The sequence below is a fragment of the Actinobaculum suis genome (assembly GCF_900618115.1).
Lineage (GTDB): Bacteria > Actinomycetota > Actinomycetes > Actinomycetales > Actinomycetaceae > Actinobaculum > Actinobaculum suis.
The window spans coordinates 2,255,007-2,271,202 of sequence record NZ_UYIO01000001.1 but is presented as its reverse complement, the minus strand read 5'-3'; the positions used below and the strand labels follow the sequence as shown (position 1 = coordinate 2,271,202).

The window sequence follows — 16,196 nt, the reverse complement described above, 5'->3', positions numbered from 1 at the left end:
AGGAATAGCCAGAATCAAAAACTGTACGGGTCGCGCGCCGGGCGAGTGGCTCAGTTCAGAAAGAGCCAGTTCAGAAAGGAACTGTGTAATGAAGCGGTTCATCGCCGGCCTCGTAGCTACGCTCTTACCCCTCGGGCTTACCGCAGGGTGCGTAAAGGGTGGCGGGGATGCGGGGCCTGCCACCTCAGATCCGGCGGCGCCAGTAACGACGACGCCGTCCGCGCCGTCCGCACCCGCCGCGGACGGGTTTTCTTGGGCGGGTGAACCGCGTGAGATTTGGCGTTGGAACGCCGGGGCCGCGGGCAGTGAGCCCGCCAGCACTGATGCGGCAAGCGCCCTGCCCGGCCTGCAGTATGTGCGCGTTTCGGCAGACCAAAAATACCTGGAAGTCCGGGATGGTTCGGGCCACTATGCGGTAATCGATCCGAAAACGGGCGAGCCAGTTACCGGCGCGGAGCAGATAGCTGGCGCGGAACAGGCAGCTGGCGCGGGCCAGGTAGCTGGCGTTGACCCGGCCGCGGGCACACAGGCACCAGCGGGTGGAGAAGTAAGTTCGGCGGCTGCACCTGTTGCTCCGGCTGCGGAACCTGGCGATACCTCGGCGCCAAAACCGGCCAACAACGGAGCTGCGGAAGATCTGCAGCTGCCAGCAAATAATGTTGCGGCTGCGGCGCTGGCCGGGAAAGAACGTATTTGGCGGCTGCGCGAAGGCGGGTGCATCGTCGTCGCGCCCGGGGCCGCCGAACCGGGCGGGGAAGAAAAACAGGGCGCGCAGGCACCAGGCTGGTACCTGGCACGTTTCGACCAGGACGGCGGGGAAGCGCGGTTCCGTGTGGAAAGCGCGGCAGCTACGTTGCGGGCGGCAGCTTTCAATGCCGGTTCCCAGCAGGTCATGGTGATAGATAAAGCCGATCCGGATGCGGAAGGGCAAAGTAAATGGCATTTGTATGATGCCAAGACCGGCGATCAGGTTGCGGAAGGGGAAATTAGTTTCGCGGCGAATAAGTCGATTGTGCCGGTGGTGGGCGGGTTCTGGATTCCCTCCAATGGTTTCTATATTGAGGAAAGCGGGAAGACGGGGAAAACCGAAAAGAACAATGCTTCGGAAGTGTTGGTTGCGGTAAATGAGGAACAAGAACCGGCGATCAGTATTTATGATGGCTTCCAGGCAGCTTCTGACTTTTTAGCCGATCCGGATATTCGCGATAAACATTTGGCTATCGATATTTCCTCCAGCGAGGCTATAACTTATGCGCCGGATGAACCGGTGGCACCGAGCCGGGAAGTTTCTTTCTCCAGCTGGCGCTACAAGGTGCCAATTCTGGATGCAGATAAATTCCCGGACCCGCAACAAATGCGATTTGTAGTCAAACAAGCCCCGCGCGATTTCCACGGTTTTACGTATACGGTAGCGCCCAAGTCGGGCAGCGTGGCTGGTAGCGGCAATGCTGATAGCGCGGCTCGTGAGGTGCCAACCGAGGACGCAAGGGGCAATGCAAGCAGTGCACCCGCCAGCAGTAAAGCTGGCAGTAAGGCCGGCGGACCGGCTAACGGAGTAGCTGGAACGGTCCGATACTGGCAGGTTGGCAAAGGTGGACATATTGCTTGGTCTTTGCCGGGCAATGAAGTCTATTTTGCCGGCGACCACATGATTATTCGCAATGGCGACGAACTCATTGGCTACACCAATGCGCAGTAAGCGCGCGGCAATGGACACGCGGCTGTGAAGAACGTGGCAGTGAGCGCGTAGTTTTATGCGCGGTGAAATAAGGCGTGTGGCCCCCGGAAAATCCGGGGGCCGCACGCTTGCGGCGAGCTCAAGCTATTAGCTCAGTAATGGCCCGGGGCTGGCTCAGTAATGGCCCGGGGCTGGCTCAGCAACGACCCGAGGCTGGCTCAGCAACGACCCGAGGCTGGTTTAGCAATAGCTCAGTGTTGGTTTAGCTCCACTGTTCTTCGGGGCGGCCTGGTTCTGCCCAGAGGGTGTGGAATACACCCTCGCCACCGTCAATGCGCTTGTAGGTGTGAGCACCGAAGAAATCCCGCTGGCCTTGGATGAGATTGGCCGGCAGTTTCTCGGCACGTACGCCGTCGTAATACGAAAGCGAGGAAGCGAAAGCGGGGATCGGTACGCCGGTTTGTGCGGCGAAGGCGACGATCCGGCGCCAGGAGGGCAGGGCCTGCGAAATCTCCCCGAGGAAGTATTCATCGGCGAGCAGTAGCGGCAGGTCAGGCTGGCGTTCGTAGGCTTCGGTGATGCGGCCGAGGAACTGGGCGCGGATAATGCAACCGGCGCGCCAGATGCGGGCCATCGCGCCAAGGTCAATATTCCAAGAGAATTCTTGGGAGCCCTTGCGGATCAGTTCGAAACCTTGCGAATAGGCGACCATCTTGGAGGCATAAAGGGCCTGGCGGATGTCTTCCACGAACTGGGCGGGGTCGGAAACTTCGCGCGTTTCCGCCCCGGCCGGCAAAACTGCTTGCCCGGCCGCGCGTTCTTCCACATCTCCCGAAAGTGAGCGGGCGAAAGTGGCTTCGGCAATCCCGGTGGCGGGCACGCCGAAGGACGCAGCGTTCTGTACCGTCCACGCCCCAGTACCCTTTTGGGCGGCCTGGTCGAGGATCATATCGACCAGCGCGTTACCCGTCTTAGCATCCTGCTGGTGGAGCACTTCCGCCGTGATCTCAATCAGGTAAGAGTTGAGTTCCGTCTTGTTCCACTCGGTGAACACGTCACCAATCTGGGTGGCAGACCAGCCCAAGCTCTTGCGCAGCAGATCATAAGCTTCGGCAATGAGCTGCATATCGGCATATTCGATCCCGTTATGCACCATCTTCACGAAGTGGCCGGCACCATCCGGGCCCACGTAGGTGCAGCACGGCGAACCATCTTCGGCCTTCGCGGAAATCTTTTCAAACATGGGGCCCAAACGGTCATACGATTCGCGGGTACCACCCGGCATGATCGACGGCCCCCACAGGGCGCCTTCTTCACCACCGGAAACCCCGGCCCCCACATAGTGCAAGCCGCGTTCCCGGATTGCTGCTTCCCGCCGCCGCGTATCGGTGAACAAGGAGTTGCCGCAGTCGACGATAATATCGCCCTCTTCCATAAGCGCAGCAAGCTGTTCAATAACCGCATCGGTAGCGCTGCCGGCCTTCACCATAATGATGGCGACGCGCGGTTTGGCCAGGGAAGCCACAAAATCTTCCATAGAAACAGACGGGTAGAAATCGCCTTCCTTCCCGTGGTTTTCCATGAGCTTTTCGGTGCGCCCAACCGAACGGTTATGCACGGCTACCTTGAAACCGTTCCGAGCCAGGTTGCGGGCCAGATTTGCCCCCATAACTCCCAGGCCAGTAACGCCAATGTCCGCAATGCCAGCGGGCGGTGTAGTAATGGACATAAAACTCCTCGTGTTGGGCGGGCAATCCCGCGTCTTTCCTGGGCCGTGTGGCAGTGCCGCGCGGCGCTCCCTTTAGTTTACGGCTAAGCAGGTGCGAAGGGCACGGTTCGGATGTAATACGCGCGATGTGAAAGATCGCGGCGTGCAAAGTCGCGGTTCGGATGTAATACGCAGGGCGTGCAAGGGCGCGGTGTGAAAGGGCACGGTGCGAAGGGGAATGGAGCTGCGCGCGGCGCCATACCGCGTGCAGCGCGGGCCGGTAGCGAGAAAGCCGGCAGCCGTAGCCAGCTAACGAAAACAAAAGGGTGCCGGCAGTATCCGAAAACACTGCCGGCACCCTGCATTAGCCGGTGTGGCCACCAGCCGGTGTGGCCACCGCTTACCCTTCGAGGGCGGCGTTTACCACTTCCTTGGCTTCGGCCTGCACCTGGGCCAAATGTTCGGGGCCCTTGAAGGATTCGGCGTAGATCTTGTAAACATCTTCGGTGCCGGAGGGGCGGGCGGCGAACCAGGCGTCCGGCGTCGTCACCTTTAGGCCACCGATTGGCTCGCCATTACCGGGAGCATTTACGAGCTTTTCGGTAATTGGTTCGCCGGCCAGTTCGGAGGCGGTCACGTCTGCCGGGGAGAGGGCCTTGAGCTTCGCCTTCTGCGGCTTGGTGGCCGGGGCATCCAAGCGGGCGTAGGCCGAATCGCCATACTTTTCCACCTGTTCGCGATGCAACTGGGAAGGAGATTTGCCGGTTACCGCGGTAATTTCTGCGGCCAGCAAGTTCAGCACAATGCCGTCCTTGTCCGTGGTCCACACGCTGCCATCCTTACGCAGGAAGGAAGCGCCGGCAGATTCTTCCCCGCCAAAACCGATCTCGCCGGTAAGGAGGCCGGGCACAAACCACTTGAAGCCCACTGGCACTTCCACAAGTTCGCGGCCAATACCTGCCACCACGCGGTCAATGAGGGAGGAAGAAACGAGGGTCTTACCCACATTCGTATCCTTGCTCCAACCGGGCCGGTGCGTGAAGAGATATTCGATGGCCACCGCCAGATAGTGATTTGGGTTCATGAGCCCACCATCGGGCGTGACGATCCCGTGGCGATCAGAATCGGCGTCGTTCCCGGTAGCCAGATCGTAGGGCGCATTGCCTTCTGCATCCGGTTTCATTTGCGCTACCAGCCCGGCCATGGCGGAAGGGGAAGAACAATCCATGCGGATCTTGCCATCCCAATCCAGGGTCATGAAGTACCAGGTGGGATCGACGGTGGGATTGACGACCGTCAGATCAATCCCGTAGTGGTCTGCAATAGCCTGCCAATATTCGGTAGAGGCCCCGCCTAGCGGATCGGCGCCAATCTTCACGCCAGCCTTGCGAATCGCTTCGAAATCAATGATCGTTTCGAGCGCTTCGACGTACCGCTGGCGGAAATCGTAACTACCGTAATGTTCGCTGGTGATTGCCTGCTCGTAGGGGAGACGTTTGACGTTTTCCTGCCAACCCTGCCGCAAAATTTCGTTCGCGCGGTCCGCGATCCACCCGGTAGCGTCCGTATCTGCGGGGCCACCGTTGGGCGGGTTGTACTTGAAACCACCGTCGCGCGGAGGGTTGTGGGAAGGGGTGACGACGATGCCGTCCGCCAGCCCGGGCCCCGAGGTCCGCAAATTATGCGGGGCCCCATTCGCTTCCAAAATGGCTAGCGAAACCGCGGGCGTGGGAGTCCACGAACCACGTGCGTCAGCCAGCACATTCACCCCGTTGGCGATCAGCACCTCAACCGCGGTTTTTTCCGCCGGTGCGGAAAGCCCGTGCGTATCGCGGCCAATAAACAGCGGGCCGTCAAAACCCTCTTGCACGCGATACTCCACGATCGCCTGCGTGGTAGCGGCAATATGTGCCTCATTGAAAGCACCGTCAAAAGCGGAGCCACGGTGCCCGGAAGTACCGAACACCACGGCCTGGTTCGGATCGTTCGGATCCGGTTCGATATCGTAATAGGCGGCCACGAGCTCATCGACGTCGATGAGGTCTTCCGGGCGCGCCGGTTGTCCTGCACGTTCGTTCATAACTTCCATTATCTCATACAGTGGCGCGCAACACACGGGACTGTCCTGTGGGCGGAATTAATCGCTTGCTATCGCGCGTTCTCTACCGCGCAATTGTTGCCTTGCGCGCGGATGTTGCCTTGCGCGCTGATGTTGCCTTGCGCGCGGATGTTGCCTTGCGCGCGGATGTTGCCTAACGCGTTCGCTTGCTACCGCGCTTCTTCTTCCCGCAACTGGTGTAGCGCGGCCTTACCGAAGGTGAAGGCACGGATGATCGAAACCAAGCCGGAAACCACGAGCATGATTCCGATGAAAACAATCAGGCTAGCGGCGCTGAAAGCAGGCACAGCCAGCACGGTGACGCCGGCGAGCAAAGAAATAAGTCCGTAGGCAATCGCCCATCCCTGAGAACGCGCGAAGCCGGATTCGCCCAGCGCCATAATGCCTTCGAAGACCCAGGAAAAACCCATACCAAGGGTGAAAATCAGGAAGAGCACGTTGGCGGAAGCGCTGAGATTGCGAAGCATAATAATGGCCGCAATGCCGAGCATTATTCCAAAGATGATGCTCAGTACGCGCCACCCGCCCGGCACGTATTTTTCAAAAAATCCCATGAGTACGCGAAATACTGCGCCCGCTAAGAGCCCCACGGCCACCAAACCGGCGGCGAAGGCCAAAGTGCGGCCGGGCGCGAAGAGGAGGCACAGGCCAATCACGAGCATTACCAGCCCGCTGATACCGAAACCGCCGCGGATATGTTTAATGGCTTGCCGTCCCATTTCGAAAGGATCCAGGAAGGTCGGGTTCTCGTAGCGTTCCCGCCGGCCGAGCGGTTCAGCTTCCACGTATTCGGTCTTGCGTTCTGGCTGTTCCGGAGTTCCGTTTGTATATTCGGCGCTCATGGTGGCGAATCCTTTCTCTTATCCCCGGCTAGGAGCGGCTCCCCACCCGCACTTACTACGGAGGCTTGCTGCTTATCCGAAACTTCTGCCGAGGTTGTTATCTACCCTCAATCAGGTTCGCAGGCGCACTTGTTTCGCCTGCTCTCTTGAATGTTTATACATAACTGTCCTATCACTGGAGGGGAACGCTGTATACAGGTTGAGATATATGCCCAAGCGGGAATATTGCCTGCTTAATACGGTATCCTCCCAGCCCGCTTGCTTCAGGTTTCCCGTAGGCACCGCAGCTTTTCCAGTTGGTGTTGTGCTTTGCCCGGCCTGCTAGACCATATCCGCCTTGCCGTGGCCTTCTGATCGGAGCCGCCGGTGTGAGTAGGCCGCCGTTAGCCGCAAACCAAATACGCCAGGCCAACACCGAGTAGGCAGGCGGCAAGCGAGCTCAGATAATTACCTAGCAGCAAGCCGAGGCTAGCTATTTTACGGCCGGAACGGGCGAGTTTAACGGCGTCGAGCATAGCTGTGGAAAACGTAGTGAAGCCACCAAGCAAGCCGGTGGTGAGGGCCGGCGCCCACAGCGCGATGTGCGTGATTAGCTCCGAACTCCACCCCGCCGTCGCACCTGTGGATAAAGTACTGAGGAAATAGGTGAAAGCGCCCAGGATAAAGCTGCCGATAATATTCACCGCGAAAATACCTACCGGCCAGGAAGCTCGGGAGTGGCGGGTAACGGCGTCGTCCAGCAAGGCGCGCAATATCGCACCAATACCGCCAGCAATAGCAATAATCAGCACACTCATTGCGAAACCTCCGGCGCGGCGGCGGGGGCGGTATCGGCGGCGGAGTCCGGCGCGGCATTACTGGAAGTGCCAGCGAGCTGCTCTGCAGAGTTGCGCTCTGCGAAGTTGCGCTTCGTAGAGCAGCGCGGTATCGAAATGCGCCGCGCTAGTTTGCCGCCTAGGGAAAGCCCCAACCAGGCGAGCAGGAAGCCGGCAATTAGGGAACCAAGGGCATAGGCGGCTGCGGCGCCGAGGGCGAGCGGGCCGAAAAACGAGGCGAAGAGACTGATTGTAATGCCCTGCATAATGAAGGTTCCGTAAGTGGTGAAAGCACCGCAAAACCCGGTACCGAAGCACATTTTGAGCCGGTAAGCGCGCTTGTTTCCGGCCGCAATTATATCCGTGAGCAGGCCGGTTATTAGCCCGAGTAGGAAAGCGCCAAGCAGGTTGACAGCAAAGGTCGCCCACACATCGCTGAAGCTGGCGGCAAGCGTACTCTTCGCACTAGTAGCGGCAAACGTAGAAACGAGATAGCGCAGTAAGGTGCCCAGAGTGCCGCCCAGAAAGATCAGGCCGAGCACGGCGGGGTCGCGGTAAAGAGGTTTCTCGGTCACGCGGTTTAGCGTACTCTCCGGTTCTTTTGCGGTGCAGAGTTTTCCACAGGTCAGCTGATTCTCACCTTGCTTCTATATCGGCAGTGGTGGCTAGTTACCGGCAGTGGCGGCTAGTCCACTTTTTCGGCGAGGCGGTAACCTGCTTCGGAGTACACCGTGCGCCACGTGCCCGAGTAGTGGGTTTGGGCCCATTCGGCCGGGTCGGTGGCGGTGCGGTTGGAGAAGGCCACGAGGTCCGGGGTGGCGCCTTGCGCGGTTCCCCACCAGTAGACGCGGTTTTCGGGTACCAAATAGGCCAGCAGGTAGATATCGGTGATCACGGTTTTCTGGCTCGCCGCGGGAACGCTTTCCGCGCTCGTGGTACCGGCAGGTTCGGCGGCGACGGCGTCTAGCAGGCCCGTTGCGGCCTCCCTTTCACCGTTTGTAATGATGCCGTAATCGCCGCGAATCCAGGCTCCGAAAGTGTTATGCCAGGTGCCAATTCCGGCGCCGGCTACCGCACACAGCGCGGCGAACCAGGCCAAAGTTTTGCGTGAAAACACCGCCTGAAGCAGGCTCCGAGTATCGGCTTGCGGGTGCGCGGGCGGGTGTATGCGGGTGCGTATTCGCGCCACGCCGTCTATGAGGGCCACGGCCATAATGGGCATGATTACGGCTGAATAGTGCCACTCCATTCCCCAGTAAAATGGCACATTTCCGATAAACCGCCACAGCAGGGTCGGTACTGCCACGACGGTTAGGGGGCTTATCCAGCCCACTATGCCCGCGGCTAGGGCAGTGAAACCCAAGGTGATCAGCATGGTGCCGAGCCGGAGGGCAAAACTAGCCTCCGAACCGGTGAGCCGGTTGGTGTATTCCCACCCGCCCGCGTTATTGAACAAAGGCAAGAAGACCAAGAGTGCGAAGAAGAACCAGAAAACACCCCAAATAATCAAACCCACACCGATCCGGCCTTCGCGACGGTCCAAACGCGTAGCGAGCCAATCGGGCAATGTGCGCGCTAGTCCGGCCGGCAACCAGCCCGAGCTTTGCGGCGAAAGTTGCGGAGAGCCTTGGTGCCTATTTGGCGGCGAGGCCTGCTGCAAGTCCTGGTGCGAGTATTGCGGCGCGCGCTCCGGCGAACCTTGCGCCGCGCCGCTTGCGGTTTGCTGCCCGCGGGTAAGCGCGGCGACCAAGCCGAAAGCAACCACGGTGAGACCCATGTCTTCTTTCACGAAAACGGTGAGCGCGATCAGCACTGCCGCGGTGCGTAAGCGACCTTCCAACCAGGCCACTAGGCCATAAGCAAGTAGGGGAACCGCGAAGGCGATTTCATGAAATTGGGCGGCAATAGCGGCTGTGAGTCCCCAGCTTGCCCCATAGGCCAGGCTCGCAAACACCCCGGGGCCCCAGCCGAGCCAGCGCAGAGACAACCGGGCGATCGGCGCAATGGAAAGTGCGAACAGCAGGTCTTGCACCACCAGCAAGGTAAGCCCGGAAGGGAAGAGGCGGAAAACCGGGCCGAGCAATACCAAAATGGGGTGGAAATGATCGCCGAGGAGATTAAATCCGTGGCCTTTGATATCCACGATTGGGACGCGGAAATGTGCGTACTTATCGGCCAGCTGCGTGAAAATCCCTAAATCCCAGGAAGGGGAGAGAAAAGCGCGCCACTGTGCCACCGAAAAAGCAATATATAGGGCCGCAAAAGCGGCGGCTAAAAACCAAGGCAAGATTCGTGCCCAAGACTGACCCCGTTTTGAAGCCAGGTCCCGTTTCGAAGCCGGGCCCGGTTTTGAGGCTGGGCCCGGTTTTGAGGCTGGGCCCGGTTTTGAGGCCGGGACCTGTTTCGTGGAATCATCCTGCTTCCGGGGTGTGTTTTCTCGCCTGCTGGGCATGCTCGCCATCAGTACGTCCCCTCCTTCATCACCACCACGTAGCCGGACTTATCGGAGACAATATCCCAGGTGCCGCCAAACTTTTCCGTGGCCCACAACGCTACTTGCAGTCCGTCGCCATGGTGGAGGCGGTTCGAGAAGAACACGGTATCGATTTCTGGTTCCGCGCCCGCATACGAGTGTTCCCAAAGTACCCGGTTGCCGGGCACCACGTATGCCATGGTGACGACGTCGGTTACCACCGTGCGGCCCTGGCCGACCGCGGCAATTCCGGCCCGGGCGGCAGCTTGTTGGCGCGCCGATTGGGCATCCCCGTATCCGGCTACCGAATTCCAGCCTTGCGTATTACCTTGGCCCGTGGCCCAATGGCCAAAACCGTTCGTGCTCGTACCGGTAATGGCTCCGCAAAGGGCGAGCACTGCCGCATAACCAGCCAGTTTTTGCAGCCGGGAAGCCGAAGGGGCCGCACCTAGGGCAGATTTTGCCTGTGCTTCTGCCCGGATACGGGCAAGCCCATCCACCAGGGCCACGCTCATAATGGGCATGAGCACGGCCGAATAGTGCCATAAAATCGTCCAATAGTACGGATTATTGCCCGCAAACCGCCACAGCAAAGTGGGGACCAAAAGCAAAGCCCACGGGCTGCGTAGCCCAATCAGGCCCAGGCCGGCCGCGATCCACAGCAGGGTAGGGACTTTTACATTGGCTGGCATGAGCCAACCGGCCAAACCGGGAGCAGAATCTGCTTCCACGCGGGTCACGTATTCCCATTCCCCGGCGCCCGAAAAATACGGTAAGAACACTTGCGTGGCCAAAAGGAACCAGGCCAAACCCCAAAGCGCCAAGAAAATACTGGCCAGGCCGGTGCGTGAGCGTAGCGTGGCCAGGCCGGCGTGCCACCACGTGCGGGCCCGGCCAAAGCGGGGCGCAGGTGCGGCGTCGTCGGTAAGAACCGTATTCGCGGTGCAAGCCCTTCCTGTGGAAACTTCGTTACGCCCACAAATCGCGGGACCTGTGGAAACTTCGTTACCCCCAGAAACCGTGGCACCTGTGGAAACCTCAGCACCCTGATAAACCACAGTGTTTGCGCTAGCACCGGAAACCGGTGCGGGGCGGGCGCGCAGGCGTTCTAGATAGGCACGCAGGAAGATAACCGCGGCGAAGGCGATAACGGTGAAACCCATGTCTTCTTTGACGAATACGAGGAGGGCGATTTGTGCGCAGGCGCGGGCGCGTTTGCCCCAGATCCAGTTGGTAATGCCGAAAGCGAGCAGGGGCACGGCGAAGGCAATTTCGTGGAATTGGACCACGAGCGCGGAAGTAAGCCCCCAAGAAAGTATGTAAGCCGCCGCTACGAGCAACCAGTAGCGGGTGTGTTGGCGCGCGAGTTTGACGATCGGGTAGACGGAAAGTGCGAAGAGTGCGGATTGTAGGACGAGGAGCATCATGCCCGAAGGCCAGAGGCGGAAGAGCGGGCCGGTGAGGAGGAGGATGGGGTGGAAATGGTCTCCCCACAGGTTGTAGCCGGGGGCTTTGATATCCACGATGGGTGGGAAGATGCCGCGCGCGTATTGGTCGGCGAGCCGGGTGAAGATGCCTTGGTCCCAGGAAATAGAGTTGAAGTTGCGCCAGGTGTAGGCGGAGAAGATTACATAAATTGCGCCGGCAAATATAGCGAGGCCGGCCGCAACCGGGTCAATCCCGCGGCAGAAACCGAAACGCGGGCGGCGCGCCTGGCCAGAAGCAGCGAAGCGCGCCCGGCTAGAAGCAGAGAGGCGTGCTGGCCGGGAAGCAGAAGGGCGAGCCTGCCGGGAAGCAAAGATGCTCAAATGATGTCCTTTTTCTGCAGTACGCGGAGTGCCACCCAACCAACGGGTACGCGGATCCAGAATGTCGTTAGGCGGTAGAGCATGGCCGTGGAAAATGCGACCGAATAGGGGATTCCTGCCACCACGAGCCCGCCGGTGAGGGCAGCTTCCACCGGCCCGATACCGCCCGGGGAAGGCACAATCGAACCGACGGAATTAGAAACCAGGTAGGTGATTGCCAAAGTGGTAATCGGCAAGGTTTCTCCGAAGGCGGCGAGGGAGAATCCGAAGGCGGCTACCAGGCTGGCGGTTTGCAAAACCGAACCGCCAAAACCGGTGGCGATCCGGGATGGATGGGTGGCGAGCCAGACGATGCGCGGCCAGATTTGCTGCACGGTGGGTCGGATCTTCTTGATGATCCACTGGCGTAATGGGCGAATCGTGAGCACCGCGGCCACCGCTCCCACCACTGCCAAGAAGGTGAGTAGGCCGGAACCGGAAGGTAGGGAGATCCCACCGAAATCGCCCGTCGCCAAAGCCAAAACGAGTAACAAAATCACGGTGGCCACAAACTGGGCAACCTGCACGAGCGTTACTGTTGCTACCGCCACCGCGGTGGGCACCTTATTCTTTTGCAAATACCGCAAATTCAGGGCCGCCGGGCCAATTCCGGCGGGCATTACCAAACCGACGACGCCGGCAGCCACCTGCACGAGCGTCACCTCCGAAAGTTTCAGATTTTCCGCGGTGTAAGCCCGGAGCACGATACCTGCACCCAGGAAGGCCAAGAAGCCGGCGGCCAGGGCAGCGAGCGCCCACCAGAAGTTGGCGGTGCGAATAGTTTCCAAAAGCTCGTTGAAGTTAATCGAGCCGAGCAAAATAAACAGCGCCGCCGCCCCGATAAACGCGGTGATTATGGTGCGCAGGGAGAAACGCGTAAGTTGCGGGCCCGAGCTCGTAGCGGCCTGCGGGATTTCCTTGGTGAGGCTATCGCGCAAACGCTGCAAGTCTTTCCGGTCTTGGAAAGCGCGCAGAGTCTCTTGCGGAATAATTGCCCGCTGCAAAACCGGGGCGATCGAAGAAAGTTGCTGTTCGCTGAGCATACGCTGCGCGGAAGCCAATGCCCGTTCGATACCAACGGCACTAGCCATCATGGTCAACGCTTGGGAAAGATCGATTTGCCGGCTGAGTTCGGAAGACGCAATACTGCCATTACGCCAATGAATCAGACAACCGCGCCCGCCACTTACCAACACAGTAGAAGCCCGCACGTCCTGATGCGAAATCCCAGCGTGATGGGCGGTGCGCAAAGCCCGCCACACATCATCGAGTGCGCTATCGGGTATCTCTTCGGCCGCAAGCGCGGCAAGCGGTATGGCATTGCCAAGCTTGCCAGAGGCGGTAGCAGTTTCGACGCCGGTTGCGGTGCCGGCAGTTTCGACGCCGGTTGCGGTGCCGGCTGTTTCGATGCCGGTTGCGGTGCCGGCTGTTTCGACGCCGGTTGCGATGCTGCCTCCGGACGCGCTAGCGGAGGCACGGCCGGGCTCACAGGGCGCGCTAGCGGAGGTCCTGCCGGGTTCGCTGCCGGGCTCACTGCCGGGTGTGGTAGCGGCGCGTGGCGCCAGGTCGAAGCTGAGCACCATGGAATAGTTGCCGCCGGCCGCGTGCGGGTGGCGGTCCGGGGCGGCACCAATTGCGGCCGCCTCCCGTTCCATCAAAAGCGTGCGTTCAGCGGTTTCCACAATATTGCTCCCGGTCCGCCGCGTAGAAGCTTTCAAAAAGATACGCTGCCACGCCGCGGCCAACCGGCCCACAATTTCCCGGTCCGAGTCAATAAAAGTAAGGAACCGCGCGCTCCCATCAGCCAGTTCTGCCACGTAGTTGCGGGAGTTCGTATCCGTGATCGGCGGGTTATACCGCGCCCGGGTTTGCGCGGCCAATGATGGCGCATCAATATCGAGCGTCTGGGTGGGGATCGGCGCGGGAACGAGCGCGGCTTCTACCTCAGTAACCTGTGTGGTGTCGGTAGTAAACGCGGGGCCGGCAGCTACCTGCGCGGGCGATACCGAAATATTTCCTTCCGCCGCTACTGCCGCTCCCGCGTTGGCGGGGGCGGTTCTTTCCGCGGCGCCCTCCGCTCCCGCGCTTGCCTTTGCGGTTGCGCCGGCGGGGGCGGTTCCTTCCGCCCATTCTTCGGCCCCGGCCGGAGCGGCCGCTTCTTTTGCCGCTGAGGAGGAAGTTTTCGCCGTCCCGGAAAGTACGCGGCTAATCCCGCTAAAGGTGGCCGAATCGGCGTAGCCGAGCGGCGCATTGCTCGCAATTTCCCAAGCGTGCAAAGGGTCGTCAATATTATCGACGCGGATGATCCGTACGGCGTCGAGCCCTGCCCGGCGCACGAGCGCTACCGCTGCTTTTCCGACGGCGCGTTGCGGTGCATCCCCAATCGCAAAAAGCGCGTAACAGGCTGCCGCTACCCCCACCAAAATTGTGAACAGGGCGCCGGTGAGGGACTGCATGCCTTGCAGAATCGAAAGCATAACCACGATGCCAAGGAGCCACCATCCCCACCGGGCAGTGCGCGACTGGTTGAACTGGCCGGCCACCGTAAGCAACACGGAAATTACCGAAACATAGGGCAAAATGCCGATCGTTGCCTGCTCGTTCAACGTTTTGGAAAAAGCTTCGGTAACGGCCGCATAGGGCAGATAGTGCCGGAAGAGCCACAGGCCGGCATAGCAGGTTGCGACGCTGCCGGCCACTGCCACCGCGGCGGTAGCTAGCGCCCGCCAGCGCCGGTTCCATAAAAGTTCGAGAATTATCCACAGGGGCAGTACCAGCGAGATAATGCCTTCCAGCACATTGACGGGCATAAATAGCACCGTGCGAAGTACGTCTGCGGCGGCATTAGCGACGTCGTTCGTGACCGCTACCGTGGAAGAAAAACCGTACAGGGAAATGAGTACCACGGTGATCACGCCGAGCGTGGCAATAATCCCGCGCACGAGGTTGGCGGGCCGGCGTTGCCAGCGGGCGATCGCGTCTACCAGCAAAACTTTTGTGGTGGGGCGCGGCGCGGGAGCGGTCTCGGGACTGTTTTCTGAGGGGCCTTCGGGGGCGGTTTCTTGGGCGGTTTCTGGGGTCAATGCGGAAAACCCCGCTGCGGGCTTTTTAGTAAAACCTGCGCGGGCGGGATTTAAACGAGAATCGCCGGCCTCAGTATGCATTCGCTCAGTGTACGTGGAACTGGCTTCATTGGTGGGAAGCGTGAGGTTTACCGCCCGCCAAGTGAAGCTCGCGAACCGTTAAAACTAGCGGATAATTTCTGCCACGGTGTACTGCCCGGCGCGGGTGATTGCCGCGGTGAGCGTAGCGTCGTCGATATCGCGGGGTGTGTAGATGAGTGCTGAAGATTCTTTGCCGGGCGCCGCCAAGGTGACGACGACGTGTTCCACGTTCGGAAGGGCAGTGAGTTCGGAGGTCACGCTTTCTACACATTGCGGGTCGGTAAGACCGGCGATCTTGACTTCAATAGTGCGGTCAAATTCTTCTGCCATAGCGCTATTCCTTCCACATTGAGGAGTTGCTGACTCCTTCCAGGATAACGCGGCGCGGCGAGAAAAAATCCGGACTAGCCGAAACACCTGGGTAGGCCAATGAACACGCGTAGGCAGGTCAATGAAATAGCTGGCGGCCGGTGGCTCGCTGGCATACCGAGCACCCGGCCCCGCGTTTTTATACCGAGTGGCCGGCCTTAATCCGTTTGGCCGGCTTTCCGGTTTTGGTAGAGGCGGTGTGCGATCCAACCGAGCACCACGAGCACGATAATGGCGGCCACGATCTTGGCGAAAATGCCCACGTAGTCTTCCACAATGGCCCAGTTCGCGCCCAGTGCGTAGCCCGCGCCGATAAGTATCGAATTCCAGATGAGTGAACCGACCGTGGTCATAATCGTGAAACTGACCGGGTTCATGCGGGTTACCCCGGCGGGCAAAGAAATCAGGGAACGGAAAATCGGTACCATGCGGCCAAAGAACACCGTCCACTGGCCGTGCTTATCAAACCAGGCTTCGGTTTTATCCACATCTGATTGTTTGGTGAGGGGAAGCCAGAGCAAGATTTTGCGGGTGCGTTCCCGGCCCAACCAGGCGCCGAGGCCATATAGCACCCAGGCCCCCACCAGAGAACCTGCGGTACACCACAAAACTGCGCTCACTAGCGTGATATTTGAGGTGGGATCGGAGGCGCTGAATCCGGCTAGCGGCAAAATGACTTCCGAAGGGATGGGCGGGAAAATGTTTTCCAGAGCTACTAGGAAGGCCGCTCCCAAACCGCCAATAGCGTCCATAACGCTTACGACCCAGCCGGCAATACCCGTCATTTCTTCACCGCCGCCGGTTTGCATGGCAGCAATACCTAGCAGGGCGCTCAGAGTGGGATTCACGATTCTCCTCAGGTTGTGGTTTTCCGATTCTGGCAAGGTAAGCGGATCAAACCGCGCCAGTTCGGATAAGACCGATCAATTTTGCGGGGATTCGCAACGGGGCTGATTCTACTGAGTGAAGCTGTTAACTGCACGGTACGTGCCGAATATCGCCTTGCGCGGAGGGTTTGTGTGTTGCCTTGAGGGCTTGCGTGTTGCCTTGCGCGGAGGGTGAGCTACGCGGCTGGTGCGCTAAGGAGTAGGCGGCTCGCGTGCCAAATAGATACCGCGGCGAGCTCTACGAGAATCCGGTGCGCGGCTCTGCGAGAATAAGGCGCGCAGCTCTGCGAGAAT

At 59.9% G+C, this 16,196-nt stretch carries 12 protein-coding genes; 2 read left to right on the top strand and 10 right to left on the bottom strand.

Translation table 11 applies throughout. From position 1 onward, the window contains the following. The first annotated feature begins 88 nt into the window (after positions 1-88). Positions 89-1,699 carry a hypothetical protein gene (locus tag H8274_RS09080; protein WP_185934362.1) on the top strand — a complete coding sequence of 537 codons (1,611 nt, stop codon included), beginning with the start codon at positions 89-91 and terminating at the stop codon, positions 1,697-1,699. Between the two features lie 241 nt (positions 1,700-1,940). On the opposite strand, the gene gndA is transcribed toward H8274_RS09080, so the two are convergent. Together gndA and pgm are read right to left on the bottom strand one after the other, a co-directional pair. Further along, the gene (gene gndA, locus H8274_RS09075) at positions 1,941-3,407 is read right to left on the bottom strand and encodes an NADP-dependent phosphogluconate dehydrogenase (RefSeq protein ID WP_185934361.1); all 1,467 of its coding nucleotides are present in this window, start codon (positions 3,405-3,407) and stop codon (positions 1,941-1,943) included. Between the two features lie 379 nt (positions 3,408-3,786). Beyond that, the gene (gene pgm / locus H8274_RS09070) at positions 3,787-5,466 is read right to left on the bottom strand and encodes a phosphoglucomutase (alpha-D-glucose-1,6-bisphosphate-dependent) (RefSeq protein ID WP_185934360.1); all 1,680 of its coding nucleotides are present in this window, start codon (positions 5,464-5,466) and stop codon (positions 3,787-3,789) included. Positions 5,467-5,486: 20 nt separating this feature from the next. Here pgm and H8274_RS09065 point away from each other — a divergent pair, with 20 nt between their 5' ends. After that, positions 5,487-5,642 (top strand): hypothetical protein, encoded by a 156-nt coding sequence (locus H8274_RS09065; RefSeq protein ID WP_185934359.1) that lies wholly within the window; start codon positions 5,487-5,489, stop codon positions 5,640-5,642. Between the two features lie 12 nt (positions 5,643-5,654). Here the strand turns inward: H8274_RS09065 and H8274_RS09060 are convergent, their stop codons facing one another. From H8274_RS09060 to H8274_RS09025, 8 genes are all read right to left on the bottom strand, one after another. Continuing rightward, positions 5,655-6,347 carry an HdeD family acid-resistance protein gene (locus tag H8274_RS09060; RefSeq protein ID WP_185934358.1) on the bottom strand — a complete coding sequence of 231 codons (693 nt, stop codon included), beginning with the start codon at positions 6,345-6,347 and terminating at the stop codon, positions 5,655-5,657. Between the two features lie 383 nt (positions 6,348-6,730). After that, positions 6,731-7,144, bottom strand: a complete 414-nt coding sequence (locus tag H8274_RS09055; RefSeq protein ID WP_185934357.1) for a fluoride efflux transporter FluC — start codon at positions 7,142-7,144, stop codon at positions 6,731-6,733. Continuing rightward, positions 7,141-7,737 (bottom strand): fluoride efflux transporter FluC, encoded by a 597-nt coding sequence (locus H8274_RS09050; protein ID WP_185934356.1) that lies wholly within the window; start codon positions 7,735-7,737, stop codon positions 7,141-7,143. The genes H8274_RS09055 and H8274_RS09050 overlap by 4 nt, the downstream gene beginning before the upstream one ends. Before the next feature lie 110 nt (positions 7,738-7,847). Next, positions 7,848-9,398 carry a DUF2079 domain-containing protein gene (locus tag H8274_RS09045; protein WP_185934355.1) on the bottom strand — a complete coding sequence of 517 codons (1,551 nt, stop codon included), beginning with the start codon at positions 9,396-9,398 and terminating at the stop codon, positions 7,848-7,850. A gap of 224 nt (positions 9,399-9,622) precedes the next feature. Continuing rightward, positions 9,623-11,443: a DUF2079 domain-containing protein gene (locus H8274_RS09040; protein WP_185934354.1), complete on the bottom strand. Its 1,821-nt coding sequence runs from the start codon at positions 11,441-11,443 to the stop codon at positions 9,623-9,625. Continuing rightward, on the bottom strand, positions 11,440-14,646 hold the full coding sequence (locus H8274_RS09800) for a lysylphosphatidylglycerol synthase transmembrane domain-containing protein (protein WP_244924588.1): 3,207 nt from the start codon (positions 14,644-14,646) through the stop codon (positions 11,440-11,442). The genes H8274_RS09040 and H8274_RS09800 overlap by 4 nt, the downstream gene beginning before the upstream one ends. A gap of 84 nt (positions 14,647-14,730) precedes the next feature. Next, positions 14,731-14,976, bottom strand: a complete 246-nt coding sequence (locus H8274_RS09030; RefSeq protein ID WP_049619812.1) for a heavy-metal-associated domain-containing protein — start codon at positions 14,974-14,976, stop codon at positions 14,731-14,733. A 197-nt stretch (positions 14,977-15,173) separates the two neighbouring features. Further along, positions 15,174-15,863: a DedA family protein gene (locus H8274_RS09025; protein ID WP_244924587.1), complete on the bottom strand. Its 690-nt coding sequence runs from the start codon at positions 15,861-15,863 to the stop codon at positions 15,174-15,176. Between the last annotated feature and the right edge of the window lie 333 nt (positions 15,864-16,196).

Bases quoted from the DNA above. Each gene is read 5' to 3' on its own strand.
- H8274_RS09030 (WP_049619812.1), bottom strand. From the start codon at position 14,976: ATGGCAGAAGAATTTGACCGCACTATTGAAGTCAAGATCGCCGGTCTT.
- H8274_RS09800 (WP_244924588.1), bottom strand. From the start codon at position 14,646: ATGCATACTGAGGCCGGCGATTCTCGTTTAAATCCCGCCCGCGCAGGT.
- H8274_RS09060 (WP_185934358.1), bottom strand. From the start codon at position 6,347: ATGAGCGCCGAATATACAAACGGAACTCCGGAACAGCCAGAACGCAAG.
- pgm (WP_185934360.1), bottom strand. From the start codon at position 5,466: ATGAACGAACGTGCAGGACAACCGGCGCGCCCGGAAGACCTCATCGAC.
- H8274_RS09080 (WP_185934362.1), top strand. From the start codon at position 89: ATGAAGCGGTTCATCGCCGGCCTCGTAGCTACGCTCTTACCCCTCGGG.
- H8274_RS09055 (WP_185934357.1), bottom strand. From the start codon at position 7,144: ATGAGTGTGCTGATTATTGCTATTGCTGGCGGTATTGGTGCGATATTG.
- gndA (WP_185934361.1), bottom strand. From the start codon at position 3,407: ATGTCCATTACTACACCGCCCGCTGGCATTGCGGACATTGGCGTTACT.